This window comes from Streptomyces ochraceiscleroticus (assembly GCF_000720485.1).
Taxonomy (GTDB): Bacteria; Actinomycetota; Actinomycetes; order Streptomycetales; family Streptomycetaceae; genus Streptomyces; species Streptomyces ochraceiscleroticus.
In genome coordinates, this window is sequence record NZ_JOAX01000047.1 from 12508 (window position 1) to 29559 (window position 17052).

At 73.6% G+C, this 17052-nt stretch carries 20 protein-coding genes; 4 read left to right on the plus strand and 16 right to left on the minus strand.

Annotated features, from left to right (window positions below):
• Window positions 1–146 precede the first annotated feature (146 nt).
• On the plus strand, window positions 147–1040 hold the full coding sequence (locus IG84_RS0135765; protein WP_031067155.1) for a hypothetical protein: 894 nt from the start codon (window positions 147–149) through the stop codon (window positions 1038–1040).
• Between the two features lie 82 nt (window positions 1041–1122).
• Here IG84_RS0135765 and IG84_RS0135770 read toward each other — a convergent pair whose 3' ends face one another.
• The gene (locus IG84_RS0135770) at window positions 1123–1443 is read right to left on the minus strand and encodes a hypothetical protein (protein WP_031067158.1); all 321 of its coding nucleotides are present in this window, start codon (window positions 1441–1443) and stop codon (window positions 1123–1125) included.
• A gap of 98 nt (window positions 1444–1541) precedes the next feature.
• Between IG84_RS0135770 and IG84_RS0135775 the strand changes: the two genes are divergently transcribed.
• Entirely contained in the window at window positions 1542–1769 is a 228-nt protein-coding gene (locus IG84_RS0135775) for a DUF4287 domain-containing protein (protein WP_031067161.1), read from the plus strand.
• A gap of 135 nt (window positions 1770–1904) precedes the next feature.
• Here IG84_RS0135775 and IG84_RS0135780 read toward each other — a convergent pair whose 3' ends face one another.
• The 7 genes from IG84_RS0135780 to IG84_RS39180 form a co-directional block, all read right to left on the minus strand.
• Entirely contained in the window at window positions 1905–2789 is an 885-nt protein-coding gene (locus tag IG84_RS0135780) for a Bax inhibitor-1/YccA family protein (RefSeq protein WP_031067164.1), read from the minus strand.
• Between the two features lie 258 nt (window positions 2790–3047).
• The gene (locus IG84_RS0135785) at window positions 3048–3974 is read right to left on the minus strand and encodes an LLM class flavin-dependent oxidoreductase (RefSeq protein WP_031067167.1); all 927 of its coding nucleotides are present in this window, start codon (window positions 3972–3974) and stop codon (window positions 3048–3050) included.
• A 110-nt stretch (window positions 3975–4084) separates the two neighbouring features.
• Entirely contained in the window at window positions 4085–4669 is a 585-nt protein-coding gene (locus IG84_RS0135790; protein ID WP_030265863.1) for an NADPH-dependent FMN reductase, read from the minus strand.
• Between the two features lie 189 nt (window positions 4670–4858).
• Window positions 4859–5464: a DsbA family oxidoreductase gene (locus IG84_RS0135795; RefSeq protein WP_031067170.1), complete on the minus strand. Its 606-nt coding sequence runs from the start codon at window positions 5462–5464 to the stop codon at window positions 4859–4861.
• Window positions 5465–5504: 40 nt separating this feature from the next.
• Entirely contained in the window at window positions 5505–6752 is a 1248-nt protein-coding gene (locus IG84_RS0135800) for an MFS transporter (protein ID WP_063761921.1), read from the minus strand.
• Window positions 6749–7438 (minus strand): YczE/YyaS/YitT family protein, encoded by a 690-nt coding sequence (locus IG84_RS0135805; RefSeq protein WP_051862834.1) that lies wholly within the window; start codon window positions 7436–7438, stop codon window positions 6749–6751. The genes IG84_RS0135800 and IG84_RS0135805 overlap by 4 nt, the downstream gene beginning before the upstream one ends.
• Window positions 7439–7502: 64 nt before the next feature.
• Window positions 7503–7829 carry a VOC family protein gene (locus IG84_RS39180; RefSeq protein WP_051831754.1) on the minus strand — a complete coding sequence of 109 codons (327 nt, stop codon included), beginning with the start codon at window positions 7827–7829 and terminating at the stop codon, window positions 7503–7505.
• Window positions 7830–8005: 176 nt separating this feature from the next.
• Here IG84_RS39180 and IG84_RS0135815 point away from each other — a divergent pair, with 176 nt between their 5' ends.
• Both IG84_RS0135815 and IG84_RS0135820 read left to right on the plus strand, forming a co-directional pair.
• Window positions 8006–8674, plus strand: a complete 669-nt coding sequence (locus IG84_RS0135815) for a TetR/AcrR family transcriptional regulator (RefSeq protein ID WP_031067176.1) — start codon at window positions 8006–8008, stop codon at window positions 8672–8674.
• Between the two features lie 206 nt (window positions 8675–8880).
• On the plus strand, window positions 8881–9657 hold the full coding sequence (locus IG84_RS0135820) for a response regulator transcription factor (protein ID WP_031067179.1): 777 nt from the start codon (window positions 8881–8883) through the stop codon (window positions 9655–9657).
• Between the two features lie 180 nt (window positions 9658–9837).
• Here IG84_RS0135820 and IG84_RS0135825 read toward each other — a convergent pair whose 3' ends face one another.
• From IG84_RS0135825 to IG84_RS0135860, 8 genes are all read right to left on the minus strand, one after another.
• The gene (locus IG84_RS0135825) at window positions 9838–11121 is read right to left on the minus strand and encodes an MFS transporter (protein ID WP_063761925.1); all 1284 of its coding nucleotides are present in this window, start codon (window positions 11119–11121) and stop codon (window positions 9838–9840) included.
• Window positions 11118–12029: an alpha/beta hydrolase gene (locus tag IG84_RS0135830; protein ID WP_031067185.1), complete on the minus strand. Its 912-nt coding sequence runs from the start codon at window positions 12027–12029 to the stop codon at window positions 11118–11120. Before IG84_RS0135830 ends, IG84_RS0135825 begins: the two co-directional genes overlap by 4 nt.
• Window positions 12030–12140: 111 nt before the next feature.
• A complete protein-coding gene (locus IG84_RS42725) occupies window positions 12141–12272 on the minus strand; it encodes a hypothetical protein (protein ID WP_281179407.1) in 132 nt (43 codons plus the stop codon).
• Between the two features lie 27 nt (window positions 12273–12299).
• Window positions 12300–12506 carry an acyl-CoA carboxylase subunit epsilon gene (locus IG84_RS0135840; RefSeq protein ID WP_031067187.1) on the minus strand — a complete coding sequence of 69 codons (207 nt, stop codon included), beginning with the start codon at window positions 12504–12506 and terminating at the stop codon, window positions 12300–12302.
• Between the two features lie 10 nt (window positions 12507–12516).
• Complete coding sequence (locus IG84_RS0135845; protein ID WP_078649867.1) at window positions 12517–14022, minus strand: acyl-CoA carboxylase subunit beta; 1506 nt, start codon at window positions 14020–14022, stop codon at window positions 12517–12519.
• Between the two features lie 126 nt (window positions 14023–14148).
• Entirely contained in the window at window positions 14149–14895 is a 747-nt protein-coding gene (locus tag IG84_RS0135850) for a 4'-phosphopantetheinyl transferase family protein (protein ID WP_063761926.1), read from the minus strand.
• On the minus strand, window positions 14892–15359 hold the full coding sequence (locus IG84_RS39185; RefSeq protein ID WP_078649860.1) for an acyl carrier protein: 468 nt from the start codon (window positions 15357–15359) through the stop codon (window positions 14892–14894). The genes IG84_RS0135850 and IG84_RS39185 overlap by 4 nt, the downstream gene beginning before the upstream one ends.
• Before the next feature lie 59 nt (window positions 15360–15418).
• Entirely contained in the window at window positions 15419–16951 is a 1533-nt protein-coding gene (locus IG84_RS0135860) for an MFS transporter (RefSeq protein WP_078649863.1), read from the minus strand.
• Window positions 16952–17052 lie beyond the last annotated feature (101 nt).

A 17052-nucleotide genomic window follows, 5' to 3' on the forward strand; every position in this document is an offset into this window, starting at 1 on the left:
TCCCAGGTCGGCGAGGGGCAATGGGGCCGTACCGGACCCCTGCCGCCGGTCGTCAAGAGACGTGGCGCACTGCGAACGGTCGCCGACCTCCGGCAGGCTGATGTAGGAAGTTCTCCGGGGGACATTCTGCTACCGGGAGTACGTCAGTGACCGCCATCGCTTATGCACTGCTGCCGACCGCGGCCATCGCCGTGGCGCTGGGCGCAGCCTCCCTGCACACCGCTCGCTCCCTGCGCCGCGAGGTCGCCGGGCTGCGGGCCGAACTCAGCACCGCCCGTGAGGACGGCGCCGCGGCCCTCGCCGCCATTCCCGCCGCCCGCCCGGCACCCGCCGCCGAGACCCCGCTGGACGACATACGTGCCGCGGTGGCCGACGCGCTGGCCGAGGAGCGGGAGCGGGAGCTCGCCGAGGCGCGCGCCTTCTGGGCCGCGCAGGAGGCCAGAGACGCCGACTCGCCCTCGTCGCTGTTGCCGGGCCACCCCGCGCCGGGCGACGACACCGCGACCGGTGACGGCTTCGACCGCTTCTACCTGCCGCGGCAGGCCGACTTCGCCGGACTGGACCCGGACGTCCTGGGCTCCGAGCCGCTCTTCGGCATGGACGAGGTGGACCTCGAGCCGGTGGACGCCCCGACCGAGGGGGCCGTCGAGGATTACACCGAGTCCGCCGAGCTGGCCGCCGCCCGCCGGCGCCACCCCTCGCACCCGGACTTCTCGCCCTCCCCCGCCATCGGCGACCACGAGCGCACCGTGGCGCGCCTGGAGGAGCTGGCCGAGGACCGCACGCCGCTGGCCGACGTCCGGCCGGGCCCGCTGGGCACCCTCGACGTCTACGTCTTCGCCGACGGCACGACCGTCTGCATGACGCCGGGCCACCGCGAGACGGCCGAGCGGGTCGCCGAGGCGCTCCGCGAGGGCCACACCACCGTGCTGCTCGGCGGCTCGGGCGTCGCCGGCGCGTACGCGCTGACCTTCGCCTGGGGCGAGGGCCGCGACGACAGCGTCTACGTCCTCGCCGACCGGGTCATCGCCTCGCTCTGAGGCGCAAGAACCCGACTCCGGGGCGAGAGACCTCGGGGCTTCCTTCCGGACCGGGCCCAGTACCCGCCCGGTCCCGGACCGCTCAGCAGCGCGCGGCGGTCCTCCGTACGTCATCCACGGCCTGTGCCACATCCTCGGCACGGGCCGTTTCCGCGTCCCGCAGGGCGTACGCCAAGTCATGACCGGCCACCGCCACTTGGTCGCCGACCGCGAACATCCCGGCGTCCGGCAGCTCGCGCGGCTCCGCTCCGGGCTCCTCCAGGCGCTGCGCGCGCAGCGCGAACTCCCTGGCGAGCGCCAGTCCTTCGGCCGCGGCGCCCCGCGCGAGGGCGCTCTGCGGCAGGGCCCTGAGCCGGTCGGCGAGGGTGTCAACGGCGGACTGCAAAGGCATCACGTCAAGCACGCCGTGAGCCTATGCGCCACTCCCGGGTGGTTGCCAACGCGGGAACGCTCAGGCACGGTGTGCTGAAGGACCAGCATCGAACGCGTCCGGAGGCGCCGATGTCCCAAGTCTTCTCCGAAGAGACCCACCGGAACCTGCTCTCCCGTATTCCCCACTGCACCGGCCGCGAAGTCTCCGACTGGCTTCGCACCGTCGATGAAGGCCCCGCTCTCTTCCGCTTCGAGGAGAAGGTCAGCTGGCTCCGTGGCGAGCACAACCTCGCCTACGGCCACGCCAAGGCGATCGTCCACGAGTACGACCTGCGGCGCGCGGCCCGGAAGTTCTAGCGGACGGTTACCGCGCCCGGTCCGGTCCCGTGACCGGACCGCGCCGGAAACCCGAAGGGCCCGCGGGAGGCATGCCTCCCGCGGGCCCTTCGCCGTGTCCGCGGCGCCGGACCGGCGCCGCGGACACGGGTCGTACTAATCGTCGCCGTTGAGAATGGCGACCAGGCGCAGCATCTCCAGGTAGATCCACACCAGGGTCATGGTGAGGCCGAAGGCCGCGAGCCAGGACTCCTCGCGCGGGGCGCCGTAGGCGATGCCGTCCTCGACCTGCTTGAAGTCCAGGGCGAGGAAGAGCGCGCCGAGCAGCACGCCGGCGATGCCGAAGACGATGCCCAGGCCGCCGCTGCGGAAGCCGAGGCCGTCACCGCCGCCGAAGGCCATGAACAGCAGGTTGATCACCTGCAGCAGCAGGAAGCCCATGGCGGCGATGATCACGAAGCGGGTGAAGCGCGCGTTGACCCGCACGATGCGGGTCTTGTAGGCGACGAGCATCACGACGAAGACCGCCATGGTGCCGAGCACCGCCTGCATGGGCGCGCCGGGGGCCACCCACTGGTTGATCGCGTTGCTGATCGCGCCGAGGAAGAGGCCCTCGAAGGCGGCGTACGCCAGGATCAGCGGCGGCGACGGCTTGCGCTTGAACGACTGGACCAGGCCGAGCACCATCGCGACGAGCGCGGCGCCGATGGCCAGACCCAGCGAGAGGTCCATGATCCACGCCACGGCGGCGCCGACGACGACGGTGCCGAGCGTGAGGCCCGTACGGACGACGACGTCGTCCATGGTCATCGGGCGGGTCTGCGGGACGTACGGCGGGGCCTGGGTGACGTCCTGCTGGCCCTGGGCGTACGGGTTACCACCCGCGTACGGGTTCGCGTCCGCGTAGGGGGCCTGTCCGGCGTACGGGTTCGTCCCCGCGTAAGGGTTGGCGGCGGCCCCGGCCTGCGGCGGCGCATTGAAGCCGGCGTAGCCGTTTCGGCTGAACCCCCGTCGCGAGAAGACCGGGTTGCTGCTCCTCATCTCACTCCTCCGTGGCCGCCCTGCGCGGCCTTGGCCTCAAGGGTAATGGCTTGGCAAAGCCACGTCCCTACTCCTCAGGCAGGATCTTCACGTAAATCCCTCATCGCTGTGGTGCAGACCGGTCCCACCGTAGGGGGTGGACGCGCCGGAAGGCAGGCCGGACGGGGGCGCCGGCCTGCCTTCGGGGCGCGTCCCGCCGGGCGCGGGGGCACCGCCGCGGGACACGGCAGGCGCTGGGGGACGCCTGCGGGAGGAGGGTCAGGAGAGTTCGCGCAGGACGAGCTGCCGGGCCTCGCCGAGCAGGTCGGCGCAGCGGTGCCAGTCCGGCACGGGGGTGGTGAAGACCAGGCTCTCGGCGCCCGCCCGGACGAAGTCCGTGAGCTGCTCGGCGACCTGCTCGGGGTCGCCGGTGACGGCCAGGGTGCGGGCGGCGTCGTGGTCCATGCCGTAGGACGCGGCGAGCGTGGTCGCGTAGCGGTCGCGCAGGCCGTCCGTGGCGCCGCGCGGGGCGAGCGCGCCGTGGATCATGGTGGCCAGCCGGGGCGCGGGGCGCTTCTCCTCGGCCGCCAGCTCCCGGAGCCGGTCGCCCGTGGCGCGGAACGCGTCCGGGGTCCGCAGGGCGCCGAGCCAGCCGGTGCCGTACCGCACCGTGCGGCGCAGCGCCGGGGTGGCGAAGCCGCCGATCCACACCGGCGGGACGGGCACCGCGGGGGCCAGGACGCATTCCGGGGTGCCGGGGACGTCGGGGAGCGGGGTCGGGTGGCCGCCCAGGAGCTTCGGGAGGAGGCGGAGGAACGCGTCCGTGCGGTGGCCCCGGTCGGCGTCGGTGGTGCCCGCCGCGTGCCACTCCGCTCCCCCGCCGCCCACGCCGATGCCGAGGTCGAGGCGGCCGTCGCCGGCGAGGTACTGCAGCGTGCCGATCTGGCGGCCCGCCCAGGAGACGCTGCGCAGCGAGGGGAGGTAGACGGACCAGCCGATGCCGAGGTTCCGCGTGGCGGCGGCCGCGGCGGCGAGGGCGAGGCCGGAGTCGAGCGCGGGCGCCTCGCCGAGCGTGAGGTGGTCGCCCGCCCAGACGCCGTCCAGCCCGGCCTCCTCGGCCCGGCGGGCTGCCTGCGCCACGTCGGGGAGGACATCGCCGGGGGCGCCGATCGAGGGGAGGGTGATGCCGATCCGGGGGATGTTCACGGGGCCTCCAAGCGGCGGCCGGCCGTGCCCTGCTGACCGCGTGGGCGGGGCAGCGGGGCACGGGCCGGGTGCTGTCGGGTTCGGGACGGGCGGGTTCGCGGGTTCGCGGATTACGCCTGGTACGGCGTCTCGGCGCGGGCGGTGCGCAGCGCACGGCCCCACCACGAGAGCTGGTCCAGGAGCTTCTTGGCGGCCCCGTCGGCGCCCTCGGGCGCGGCACCGTCCTCGAAGGCACCCCAGGGGTTGTGGAAGCTGATCATCTCGCGGATGGTCATGGCGTGGACCTCGGCGAAGACCTGGCGCAGGTGCTCGGCCGCGCGCAGGCCGCCGCCCATGCCGCCGTACGAGACGAGGCCGACGGGCTTGGCGGCCCACTCGCTCAGGTGCCAGTCGATGGCGTTCTTCAGCGAGGCGGGGAAGGAGTGGTTGTACTCCGGGGTGATCACGACGAAGGCGTCGGCCGCCTCGATGCGCGGGGTGATGCCGTCCTTGATCTGCTGGGTGGCGGCGTCCAGTTCCTGGCCGAAGCCGGGGATGGCCAGCGGCAGCGGGTGGTCGATCACGTCGATGACGTCGACCTCGACGTCGGGGTGCTGGGTGGCCTGGCGGACGAACCAGTCGCCGACCTTGGCGCCCAGGCGGTTCTCGCGCACGCTCCCGATCACGACGGCGAGCTTGAGGGGTGCAGTACTCATGGGTTCTCCATGTTTCAAAAGTGGGTGCGGTCAGAGTGGGTGCGAAAGGCAGGCGCGTGGCCGGTGTGCACGGGGCGGGGCCCGGTGCTGCCGCTGTCTGCCGGCCACGCTACTGGCGGGATGTCCCGCCCGGGCGGCTCGCGCCGTCGCCCTCAGCGGCTTTGGCAAGTCACTTGACGGTGCTTCGGATTACGCGGTCGGGGCGCCGGCCAGCAGCCGCTCGAAGGCCGCCCGGCTCTGGTCGCCGACGAGCGGGGTGGTGCCGTCGGCGAGGAAGACCGGTACGGCGCGTACGGCCAGGGCCCGGGTCCGCTCCAGACGGCGCGTCAGTTCGGTCTCGTCGGTGGCGTCGGGGGTGCTGTGCAGGCCCGCTTCGGCGGCCAGTCGGCCGAGCGTGCCGGGGTCGGCGATGTCCAGGCCGTCGGTGAAGTGGGCGCGGAAGAGGCGCTCGGCCACCTCCTCGCCGCGGCCGTGCCGCTCGGCGTGGGTGATCAGCAGGTGCGCGGAGCGGGTGTTGGCGTTCACCGCGCGGTCGTAGTCCAGTACGAGCCCCTCGCCCGCCGCCTTCTTCGCCATCGCTGCCGCGGAGTCCAGCGCAGCGGGCCCGAACTTGCGCTGCAGGACGGTCTTGAGCGGTTCGGGCGTGGGCGGCGCCGCGGGGTCGAGCTGGAAGGGGAGGAAGGTCACCTCGGCACTGCCGCCGGCCGCGCGGTGCGTCTGCAGGGCCTGCTGCAGGTGGTGGTAGGCGAGGTAGGAGTGGGCGCAGATGACGTCCAGGACCATGGTGATCTTCATCGGGGGCCTCCGTCGGCGTGGTTCGGAAGGAGCGGCGCGGTCAGCGCACGGTCGCGGTGTGAGACGCGGCCGGGGCCTCGGTGGTGCCGGCCGTGTCGGCGGGCGGGGCGGTGCGGGTACCGCGGCGGGCGTTGCGGGTGAACAGGAGGGCGGCCAGGGCGAGTGCCGGCACCCCGGCGACCAGGAAGAAGCCTGCCTCGAAGCCGGTGGCGGCCAGCAGCGGGCCGACCAGCAGCGGCGAGACGAACTGCCCCGCGAAGGTGGCGGTTCCGGACAGCGAGGTCGCCTGGCCGCGGACGGCCTCGGGAACGCCCTCGCCGATCAGCACGGTCACGACCGGGAAGAACACGCCCTGCCCGATGCCGAAGAGGACGGGGACCAGGAAGAGCAGGATCGGCTGGCTGGTCACGGCGAGGAGGGCGAAGGACACGACCCACAGGGCGACGGCCACGTGCAGCAGGGTGCGCTCGCCCAGCCGTTCGCGCAGCGGGGCGTAGCCCAGGCCGATCAGGCTCATCACGGCGGACATGGCGACGGTGTAGAGGGAGACCAGCATCGGGCTCGTGACGCCCGCCGCGGCGAGCTGCTGGGGCAGGAAGACCATCAGCGCGTACAGCAGCAGCGAGGAGAGGAACTGCAGGCCGTACCAGGCGAGAAGGATGCGGTGGCGGCGCAGCAGGGCCACGGCGCCCATGGGCGCGCCGGCCGGGCCGCCGGCGGGCACGGCGTGCTTGGGCAGGATCAGGACGGTGGCGATGCCGAGCGGGATGGCGATGAGGTAGATCGCGAAGGGCAGGTGCCAGGAGATGCCGCCCACGGCACCGGCGGCCAGCGGCCACAGGACGCCGCCGAGGCTGGTGGCGGTGGACCGCCAGCCCATGGCCCGGTCCTTGGCGCGGCCCTGGTAGAGGGAGAGCAGCGCGACGGTGGTGCCGGCGAAGACGAAGGAGGCGCCGGCGCCGAAGACGAGGCGGGCGACGATCAGGGCCGGGTAGCTGTCGAGGAGTGCTCCGGCGCCGCCGGCCACGCCGTAGACCAGGAGGCCGGCGGCGAGCGGCACGCGGGTGCCGAAGCGGTCCAGGAGGCGCCCGGCGAACGGGCTGACGAGGGCTATCCCGAGGCTGTGGACGGTGACGACCAGCCCGGCCGCCGTGCCGCTCACGCCCAGGTCACCGCGGAGGATCTCGATGACCGGGGAGAGTACCGAGCCGGCCATGACGGTCAGGGTGGAGGCGAACAGCAGGAGGGGGAACACGCCGGTGCGGGGCGTGGTGGTGGCGGCGGTCATCGGGCCACTCCGATCGCGAGGGGGCGCACGGGGGCGCGGGTGGGCAGGCCGTGGTTGGTCAGGCGCAGGACGCGGGCGTTGAAGGCCATGAAGGGCTGGATGAGTCCGTCGACGCAGACGAGGAAGGCGAGGGTGCCGACGCCGACCGGGCCGCCGAGCAGCCATCCGGCGGTGAGCAGGACGGCCTCGATGCCGACCTTGGCGAGCCAGAAGGGCACGTGCAGACGCTGGTTGAGGCTGATGACCAGCAGGTCCATGGCGCGGATGCCGGTGCCGCTCATGATGATCAGCGCGGAGCCGTAGGCGCACAGCAGGATCGCGGCGACCAGGGCGGGCACCGAGGCCAGCCAGCCGAGGTCCGCCAGCCGCATCAGGTCGATCAGGGAGCCGCAGAGCAGGAAGGTCACGAAGGGCATCACGACCGGGCGGCGGCGGTTCCACACCGACCACAGCAGGATGCAGACGGCGGCGATGGCGGCCTGGGCCAGCCCGATCGTTCCCGGCAGATGCTCCAGGAGACCGAGGGAGAGGACGTCGAGGGGGTCCACACCCATCCCTGCGTGGATGAAGAGCGTGGCTCCGGCGGCGAAGACGACACAGCCGACGAGGTAGATCGCGTAGCGCGCGAACCGGCTGCGGTGGGTGGAGTCGGCATCGGGGCGCGTGGGGGCGGAAGGGTGGGGCACGACGGTCTCCCGGGACGAGGTGAGGGGGTCCGCGCTGCCGCCCGCTGCGGCGGGCGGGGCGCGCTCAGGCGTTGACGAAGATGAGGTTGTTGCCCTGCGGGTCGGTGATCTCGAACCGCTCGCCGGTCTTGTGCGGCGCGATGTCGGTGGCGCCCAGGTCGGCCAGCGCCTGGTGGGCCGCGGGGATGTCGACCTCGGTGAAGGCGATACTGATGGGCTGGTCGCCCTTGGTGTTGGTGACGATCAGCTCGCCGCCGTGCCCGGTGTCGAAGACGAAGGTGGTGCCCGGGTACTCCTGCAGGACCTTCAGGCCCAGCCGGTCGCGGTAGAAGGCGACCATGGCGTCCAGGTCGTCGCAGAAGAGCTTGGTGACCGTGAGCTTGCCGAACATGATGAGGTCCTTTCGTGGGGTCCCGGTCGGCCGGTGGCGTGGGGCTGCCGGCGGAGAGGAGGCGGTAGGAGAAGCGGGGTTCCGCGGGGTTTCCCGGCGGCTCCGACACGAAGTAAACTACACCGTGCAGTTCACCTTGTAAACCGCCCAGTGCAATTTGAGGAGCCCGGCCCGCCATGACGCCTTCCGCCGCCCCCCGCACGACCCCCGAATCCGCCCCCACCGGACGCCCCGGAAAGCGCGCCGCCATCGACTGCGCGGCCCGCACCGTCTTCGGAAGAGAGGGCTACAGCCGCGCCAGCGTCGACGCCATCGCGGCCGAGGCCGGGGTCTCCAAGCGCACGATCTACAACCACCACCAGGACAAGGAGCACCTCTTCCTCGCCGTCGTGCAGCAGAGCTCCCAGGCCGTCGCCGCACACCAGGAAGAGCTCATCGACCACCACCTGGGCAGCCCCGAGGCCGACCTGACCGCGGCGCTCACCACCCTCGGCCGCGCGCTGGCCGTGCCGCAGACCGACTTCGAGAGCCACTTCTCGCTGGTCCGCGTGATCTTCGCCGAGGCCCCGCACCTGCCGCCGCACGTCATCGAGAGCTGGCGCGGCACCGGCCCCGGCCGGGTGCGCGCCCGGCTGGCCGAGCGGCTCGGCGAGCTGGCCGGGGCCGGCGCCCTGCGCGGCGGCACCACCCCCGAGACGCTGGCCGTCCACTTCACCCAGCTCGTCACCTCGGAGGTGTACGAGCGCTCGCTGCACGGTGCGCTGCCGCTGGCGGCGGACGAGACCAACGCCCTGGTCGAGTCCGGCGTCGCGGCCTTCCTCGCCCTGCACGGCCCCGCGTCCTGAGCCCGGGGCGGGCTCAACCTAGGTGCTATCAACCGTTCCGCCCGGCCGCTCGCGTGCCACTGTGCTCTGGGCAGCGCCCGAGGGGCGCATCGACGGGGGAATCATGCCCGTACTCCGTCATGCGCACGGGCGGTACCGCAGCGCCGCGGCCGCCGTCCGCACCCTCCTCGCAGCCCGCGTCCACCCGCGAACTCCAGGAGGAGCCCGTGTCACAGACGGTCAGGTCACTCCCCCACCCGTCATCCGCGTCACCGGCCCGCCCCGGCCCGCCGCCGCTCACCGCGCAGCCGGCCGGGCCGTGGCGGGTGCTCGTCGTCGAGAACGACGCCCGCACCGCCCAGACCCTCACCCGCAGTCTTGAACGCCACGGTCACCAGGTCAGGACCGCCGCGACCGGCGCCGCGGCGCTGCGCGAGCACCACCACGCCGACGTGATCCTCATCGACCTCGAACTGCCGGACGTGGACGGGCTGGAGATCTGCCGGTCCATCACCGCCGTGTGCGACACCCCGCTGCTCGCGGTCACCGCCCGGGACAGCGAGGTCGACCGGGTGCTCGGGCTCCAGGCCGGCGCCGACGACTACCTGGTCAAGCCCTACGGATTCCGCGAACTGCTGGCCAGAATGGGCGCGGTGATGCGCCGGGCCCGCCCCGCGGCCACGGCCGGCGCCGTCCTGCAGCTCGGGCCGCTGGTCGTCGAGCAGACCACCCGCACCGTACGGATGCACGGCCGGCCCGTCCCGCTCACCCGCAAGGAGTTCGACCTGCTGCTGCTCCTGGCCTCCCGGCCCGGCGCCGTGGCCACCCGGCGGCAGATCCTCCAGCAGGTCTGGCAGGACACCGACACACCGCGCAGCCGCACGCTGGACACCCACGTCAACGGACTGCGCCGCAAGCTCGGTTCCGGCGACTGGATCGTCACCGTGCGCGGTGTCGGCTTCCGGCTCGGCCAGCCCTGGAACTCCCCCTCCCCGGCGAAGTGAGGACACCCGCATGACCCCTACCGGTACCGGCCTCACCGCCCACCGCGGCCGCCGGCCTGCCACGGCAGCCGTCCACACATGCGCAAGCGCCGCCCGTACGCCCCTGAAGAGCGCGGTACGGCGCCGGCCACGTGGTACAGCGGGCGGCCGGCCACGCGGCGGACCGGACCGCGAAGCCGCCTATCCGGATGAAGCGGACGCCCGTTCGTCCGCTTCCGGGCGGACCGGGACGGGCCGGGCGCCGGGTCGCCGCCCGCGCGGGGCGGCGAGGGCGCAGGCGCCCAGCGCCCCCGCCAGGCACACCCCGCCGGCCACCCACAGGCCGCTGCGCGCACCGGCGGCGCCGGCCAGCCAGCCGGTCAGCAGGGCGCCGACCGGGGTGGTGCCCTGGTAAATGACGGTGTAGAGCGCCATGACGCGGCCGCGGTAGGCGGACTCGGTACCGAGCTGGACGCGGTGGTTGGCCGCCTGCGAGAACACGATCATGGCGAAGCCGGTCAGGGCCAGGGACAGCAGCGCGACGGGGAAGGTGGGCGCCAGCCCGGAAGCGATCTCCGCGACGCCGAAGGCCACCGCGGCGGCCAGCACGACGCGCTGTCGCGGCCGCCCCCGGCGCACGGTGGTGACCAGCGCCGCCACCAGCGAGCCGGCCGCCATCGCCGCGGTCAGCAGCCCGAAGGTGCCGGCCCCGGTACCGAAGACCGTTCTGGCCAGCAGCGGCAGCGTGACCTGGAAGTTGAAGCCGACCAGCGCCAGCAGCGCCACCAGCGCGAGCGGCAGCAGCAGGTCGCGCCGCGCGGCGACGTACCGGAGTCCGGCCACGACGCCGCCGCGGGCCGCCCGGGCGGTGCCCCGGTACAGCTCCTGCGGCCGCATCCGCGCCAGCGCGACCACCGTGCCCAGATAGCTGACGGTGTTGAGCAGCATCACGGCCGGGGCGCCCCACACGCTGATGAGCGCGCCCGCGGCGGCGGGCCCCAGCACCCGGGCCGTGTTGAAGTACGCGGCGCTCAGCGCCGAGGCGTTCGGCAGCAGTTCACCGCCGACCATCTCGCTGACGAAGGACATCCGCGCCGGGATCTCCACCGCGTTGACCACGCCCAGGCCCGCGGCGCAGCCGATGATGTGCCAGAGCCGCAGCTCGCCGCTGAGCGCCGCGGCCGCCAGCAGGCAGGCCAGTACCGCGGAGGCGAGATTGGCCGCCAGCAGCAGCCGGCGCTTGTCGTAGCGGTCCGCCAGCCGGCCGCCCAGCAGCGTCAGCAGCAGGACGGGCGCGAACTGGGCCGCGGTGACGGCGCTGAGCGCGGCGGCCGAATCCCCGGTCAGCCGCAGCACGAGCCAGTCCTGCGCGGTGAACATCATCCAGGTGCCGGTCACCGAGGCCAGTTGCCCCAGCGTGAACAGCCGGAAGTTGCGCACCCGCAGCGACGCGGTCATGCCGCGCAGTACGGCGCCGCCGCTCACGGCGCGCCCGCTTCGGCACGCGCCACGCACTCCTCCAGGAACGCCAGGACGCCCAGGTGGTAGCCGCGCGCCGTCCGCCCCAGGCTGATGTTGTGGCCCGCGCAGGCCAGCCGGTCGACGCGGACGAGGGGCGAGGCCAGCCGCGCCGTCATCGCCTCCACCGTCCACCGGTCGGACCGCCACCACTGCTCGTGCTCGGCGAAGGTGAAGCGCACCGGCACCCGGACGTCGCGCGCGACCGACGGGTAGGTGCGCGGCCAGCACGGCACGTCCCGCAGCTCGTTGCGGGGTATCGGGCCCACCAGCGGCTCGGCCATCCGGAAGGTGCCCGGCGGGTAGAGGGCCAGCGGGCCCCAGTGCAGCCGGTGGCTGCGGCGGCCGACGGGGTCCGCCAGCCGGTCGGAGCCGACGGCCCAGCGGTCGCTGATGCCGGACACGTCGACGCCGAGCAGCCGCTGCCCGCCGGCGTCGCGGCCGTCCCGGGCCGCGGTCATCAGGGCGAGCTTCCCGCCCATCGAGTGCCCCAGCACGAAGAAGCCGGCGCCCACCGGGTGTTCGCGCGCGTAGCTCTCCAGGGCCGCCAGGACGTACCCGGCCTGCTCGGCCAGCGGCAGGCCGTCGGGCAGCGCGGCCGCCGAACTCCCGTACCCGGGCCGGTCCAGCGCGAGTGCCGCGTAGCCGCAGGAGGCCGCGAGGGAGAGCATCGAGGTGGCCGGGTCGGCCCGGCCGTGGAAGTAGCCGGCCCGCATGCCGCCGCCGTGCAGCGCGACGAGCACAGCGCGCGGCGGGACGCCGGACGGCAGGGCGAGCAGGCCGGACAGGCGCAGCGGGCCCGCTTCGATCTCCACGGCACGGACCGGATCGTCCGGCGGGGTGGGCGGTGCCTCGGGCGGCAGAAGCTGGGGCATGGCGGGACTCCAAGTCGGGTGGGTGCCCGGCGGTGGCAGGGAACAAGGGTGCGGAGGCGAACGTGCGCGGGCGGGCGCCGGGGAAGCGGCGCCCGCCCGGGATGCGGCCGGTCAGTCCGTACCGCGGATGATGTGCGGTTCGGCGTCGAAGTCGTCCTCGGCCTCGAGCGGCGGCAGTTGCCACCCGGCCCGTGGCGGGCCGCTGTCCTCGACGGTGCCGGGGGCTTCCTGTGTCACGGTCACGGTGTTTCCTCCTCGTACGGCACGGCGCTACGCGGCCAGTTCCTGCCAGCTGCGCGGGCCGGGTCCGCGCTCGGCGCGCTCCAGCCGTCGCCAGCGCGCGGTGACGGGCCGGAGCGGCGCGGGCTCTTCGGGAGCGGCGGCCATGACCCTGAGCAGGACGGCGGTGACGGCCGCCAGCTCCTCGGGGGTGGGCGAGCCCTTCTCCACACGGATCACGTCGCGTGCTTCGCTCACTCGGTACTCCTTACTGGGGCGGGTTGCCGTGCTTGCGGGAGGGCAGGCCGGCGTGCTTGCTGCGCAGCATCGCCAGCGACCGGGCGATGACCTGGCGCGTGCTGCGCGGGTCGATGACGTCGTCCACCAGGCCGCGCTCGGCGGCGTAGTAGGGGTGCATCAGCTCCTCGCGGTACTCGCGGATCTTCTGGGCGCGGGTCTCCTCCGGGTCGGCGGAGGCGGCGATCTCCCGGCGGAAGATGACGTTGGCCGCGCCCTCGGCGCCCATCACGGCGATCTCGTTGCTCGGCCAGGCGAGCGCGAGGTCGGTGCCGATCGAGCGGGAGTCCATGACGATGTACGCGCCGCCGTACGCCTTGCGCAGCACCAGGGAGATCCGCGGGACCGTGGCGTTGCAGTACGCGTACAGCAGCTTGGCGCCGCGCCGGATGATGCCGTTGTGCTCCTGGTCGACGCCGGGCAGGAAGCCGGGCACGTCCACGAGCGTGACGAGCGGGATGTTGAAGGCGTCGCAGAACTGCACGAAGCGCGCCGCCTTCTCGCTGGCCTCGATGTCCAGCACGCCGGCGAAGTGGGCGGGCTGGTTGGCGACGATGCCGGCCACCTCGCCGTCGAAGCGGGTCAGGGCGCAGACGATGTTGCCCGCCCACCCCGGGTGCACCTCGAAGTACTCGCCGTCGTCGGCGATCTCCTCGATCACGGCGCGGATGTCGTACGTGCGGCCCGGCTCGGCGGGGACCACGTCCAGCAGGTCCTCGCAGGAGCGGTCGACGGGGTCCGTGGCCGGTGCGGAGGGCGGCAGTTCGCGGTTGTTGGAGGGCAGCAGCGAGAGCAGGTAGCGGACCTCTTCGAGGCAGGTCCGCTCGTCGTCGTACGCGAAGTGGGCCACGCCGGAGGTCTCGGCGTGCACATCCGCGCCGCCCAGCCCGTTCTGGGTGATCTCCTCGCCGGTCACCGCGCGGACCACGTCCGGGCCGGTGATGAACATCTGCGAGGTGTCGCGGACCATGAAGACGAAGTCGGTCAGGGCCGGCGAGTAGGCCGCGCCGCCGGCGCAGGGGCCCAGCATGACGCTGATCTGCGGGATGACGCCGCTCGCCTTGGTGTTGCGCTGGAAGATGCCGCCGTATCCGGCGAGCGCGGAGACGCCTTCCTGGATACGGGCGCCGGCGCCGTCGTTCAGCGACACCAGCGGCGCACCGGCCTGGAGGGCCATGTCCATGATCTTGTGGATCTTCTGCGCGTGGGCCTCGCCCAGCGCGCCGCCGAAGATCCGGAAGTCGTGCGCGTAGACGAAGACGGTACGGCCGTGCACGGTGCCCCAGCCGGTGATCACACCGTCGGTGTAGGGCCGCTTGTCCTCCAGGCCGAAGCCGGTCGCGCGGTGCCGTCGCAGCGGCTCGACCTCCGTGAACGAACCCTCGTCCAGGAGCAGTTCGATGCGTTCGTGCGCGGTGAGCTTGCCCCGGGCGTGCTGCCGCTCGGTGGCGGCCGGATCCGGCCCCTGGCGGGCCATCTCCTTGAGCGTTTCCAGCTCCGCCAGGTGGGCCTCGGGCGGCAGCACGGTCGGGGTGACATCGGTGACGGTCACTGAGATCTCCTCTTGCGGGTCGGTGGGGTACGTCTGCCGCGGCCGCGCCGGTCAGGCGGCGGGCTGCAGGGCCGGGGTGCCGGTGGTGGCCGGCACGGACGCGCCGCCGGGCAGCAGTACGGCGGTGGGCAGCCGGTGCACGGCGCGGGGCGCCCCGGCCACGCCCCGGTAGGCGACGGCACCGTCGTGGTGCGGGCCGCAGTCGATGTCCAGGACGGACCAGCCCGGCGGGCGCCGCGGGACGTCGGCGCCGAGGTAGTCGGCGGCCGGCGAGCGGCTGAGCCCGGTGCCCAGAGCCTTGAGGTACGCCTCCTTGCGCGTCCAGACGCGGCCGAAGGCGGCGCAGTGCCCGGGCGGCGGCACCTCCTCGATCTCGGCGCGTTCCGCCGGGTGGAGCGAGGGGGTGCACACCTCGACGGTGCCGGGGCGCGGCCGGCGCTCCACGTCGGCGCCGACGGTCTCGGAGGCGACGGCGACGAGCACCATGCCGCTGCTGTGCGAGAGCGAGAAGTGCAGCGGCGGGTCGGGGTGGGCCACGGCGGGGCGCCCGTGCGGGTCGCCGCAGCCGGGACACGGTTCGCGGACGAACGGCACCTGTTCCGGGGCGAGTCCGAGGTAGTGGCCGAGGACCCGGCGCAGGGCGATGTGTGCCGAGGCGTACAGCACGCCGTCGTGGGGCCGGGTGAAGGAGCGGCGGCGGGCCTCCTCGCGCGCGTCCAGTTCCGAGGTGTCGAGCAGCGGTCCGAGCTGGTCGGGGCGGGGCAGGCGGAGCAGCCAGGCGTCGAGGAAACCGTTCATGCGTGCTGCCTGACGCGGTGGCCGTGACCGTTGCCGTGGCCGTCGGGGCCGAGCTGTCCGGCGAGGCAGTCGATGAGCTCCTGGGCGCTGTTGGCCAGGAGCAGCATCTGGAGGTTCACCTCCACCTCCAGCGCGCGTTCGATGCGGTTCTGGAGCTGGAGGCCGGCGACGGAGCCGACGCCGAGGCTGTTCATCGTGCGGCCGGAGACGTCGATGTCACGCGGGGCCACGAGAAGGACGCGGGCGAGTTCCCGGCGGACGTACGCGTCGATGATGCGGGTGCGTTCTTCGAGGGACAGCGTGACCATCACGGACCGGCCGGGCACCGCGACCTCCGGCCCGAGCAGCGAGTCGTCGGCGTCGTCGTCGAACTCCCAGCCGTCGACGTCCCAGGCATCGACGTCCCAGGCGTCGATGTCCCAGGCGTCGACGTCCCAGGCCATACGGCTGTCTTGGACAGTCATCCGGATTCCTTCGGTGAGTGGCGGACGGTGGTGGGAAGTGCTAGGGCGTGTCTTTTGGATCAGCCCGGATCAGGTCGCGGCGTCTGGTGCGGTGCATCGCAAGGCGGAGCGTTGCCCTCGTACCGGGTTGTACGTGGGCAATGCGACAACGCGGCGAGGTGCCGTGCCAGGCGTCGCGGCCCCGGGATGATCCGAAAGACGCGCCCTGGGCCCGCCAGTGCCGTGACCACGCCGAGCAGGCCGACGGCGGCGACGAGCAGATGGGCGGAGCGGTGGTCCGGCGTTCCGGTGCCGGTCGTCAGCAGCGCCGCGGCCAGCGCCGGCATGAGCGCGGCACCGGCCTGGACGGCCGTCTGGTACGCCGCGCCCGCGACGGCTTTCTCGCTGCCGGCCGCCTCGGAGACGGCCTGGGTGTTCAGGGCGGTGAAGGCCAGCACGAAGCCCGCGCCCACCAGGAGGAGGCTGGGCAGCAGCCCGGTGACGTACGAGGTGTTCTCCCGCAGCAGCAGGAGGTACCCGGCGAACGCGGCGAGGGAGCCGAGGGCGATGAGCGGCCGGGCCCCGAAGCGCTCGACCATCGCCCCGGAGTGCAGGGCGGTCAGGGCGAGCGGCAGGCTCGCGGGCAGGAAGGCCAGCGCGGTCTGCAGGGGGCTGCGGCCGAGCTCGTCCTGGAGCTGCAGCGTGGCGATGAACAGCATGCCCAGGTAGGACCCGTTGAGGCAGGCGGCGCCCAGCGCCGACCGGCGCAGCGCGGCGCTGGCGCGTACGGAGGCGGGCAGTATCGGAGCCGCCGAGCGACGTTCCCGTACCACCAGCAGAGCGAAGAGGACCACGGCCGTCAGCAGCAGTCCGGCCGTGCGCGGGCCGGTCCAGCCGTCGGTGGGTACGTGGGCGATCCCGCCGACCAGGGCCGCCGTGCCCGCGGTCAGGAGCAGTACCCGCGCCAGGGGCAGCGGCTGCCGCGCCGCCCCGGCAGCTCCTTCCCCGGGCTCCTGTGCGGGGATGAGCCGCAGCCCCGCGACGAACAGTACGGCCACCACCGGCGCGGGGAAGGCCAGGGTGTAGCGCCAGTCCCAGCCGGTCAGCAGCCCGGAGAGCAGCAGTCCCGTGGCGAAGCCGCTGGCCCCGAAGAGCGTGTACACGGAGATCGCGCGCCGCCGCACCGGGCCTTCGGGGAAGACGGACATGATGATGGCCAGCCCCATCGGCGCCGTCAGCGCGGCGCAGCCGCCCTTGACGAAGCGGGTGGCCACCAGCAGTACCGGATCGGTGGCGATGCCCGCGACGAGGGACGCGACGGCGAAGACGGCCAGCGCGGTCAGGTAGAGCCGCCGCCTGCCCCAGCGGGCGGCCAGCCGCGGTCCGAGCAGCAGCAGACCGGCGAAGCCCAGGGCGAAACCGCTCATGGTCCACTGCGTTCCGGCCGGCGCCAGGTGCAGGTCGGCGCCGATGGCGGGCGCCGCCACGACCAGTACGGACACCTCCAGGGCGTCGATGAGCATATTGCCGGCGAGGACGGTCAGCAGGCCCCACGGCCGGGTGCCGGCGGCGGCCGCGGCGGGGCGGGGCACGGAAGGAGTCGTAGACGTCATGGTGGTCTTCCCGGTGGGAGAGGTGGCTGGTCCTGGGGGGGCGGGCGCGGGGTCCGGACGTCCGGGTGTCCGGACCCCGCGGCCGAAGAGGGCGGCCGCGC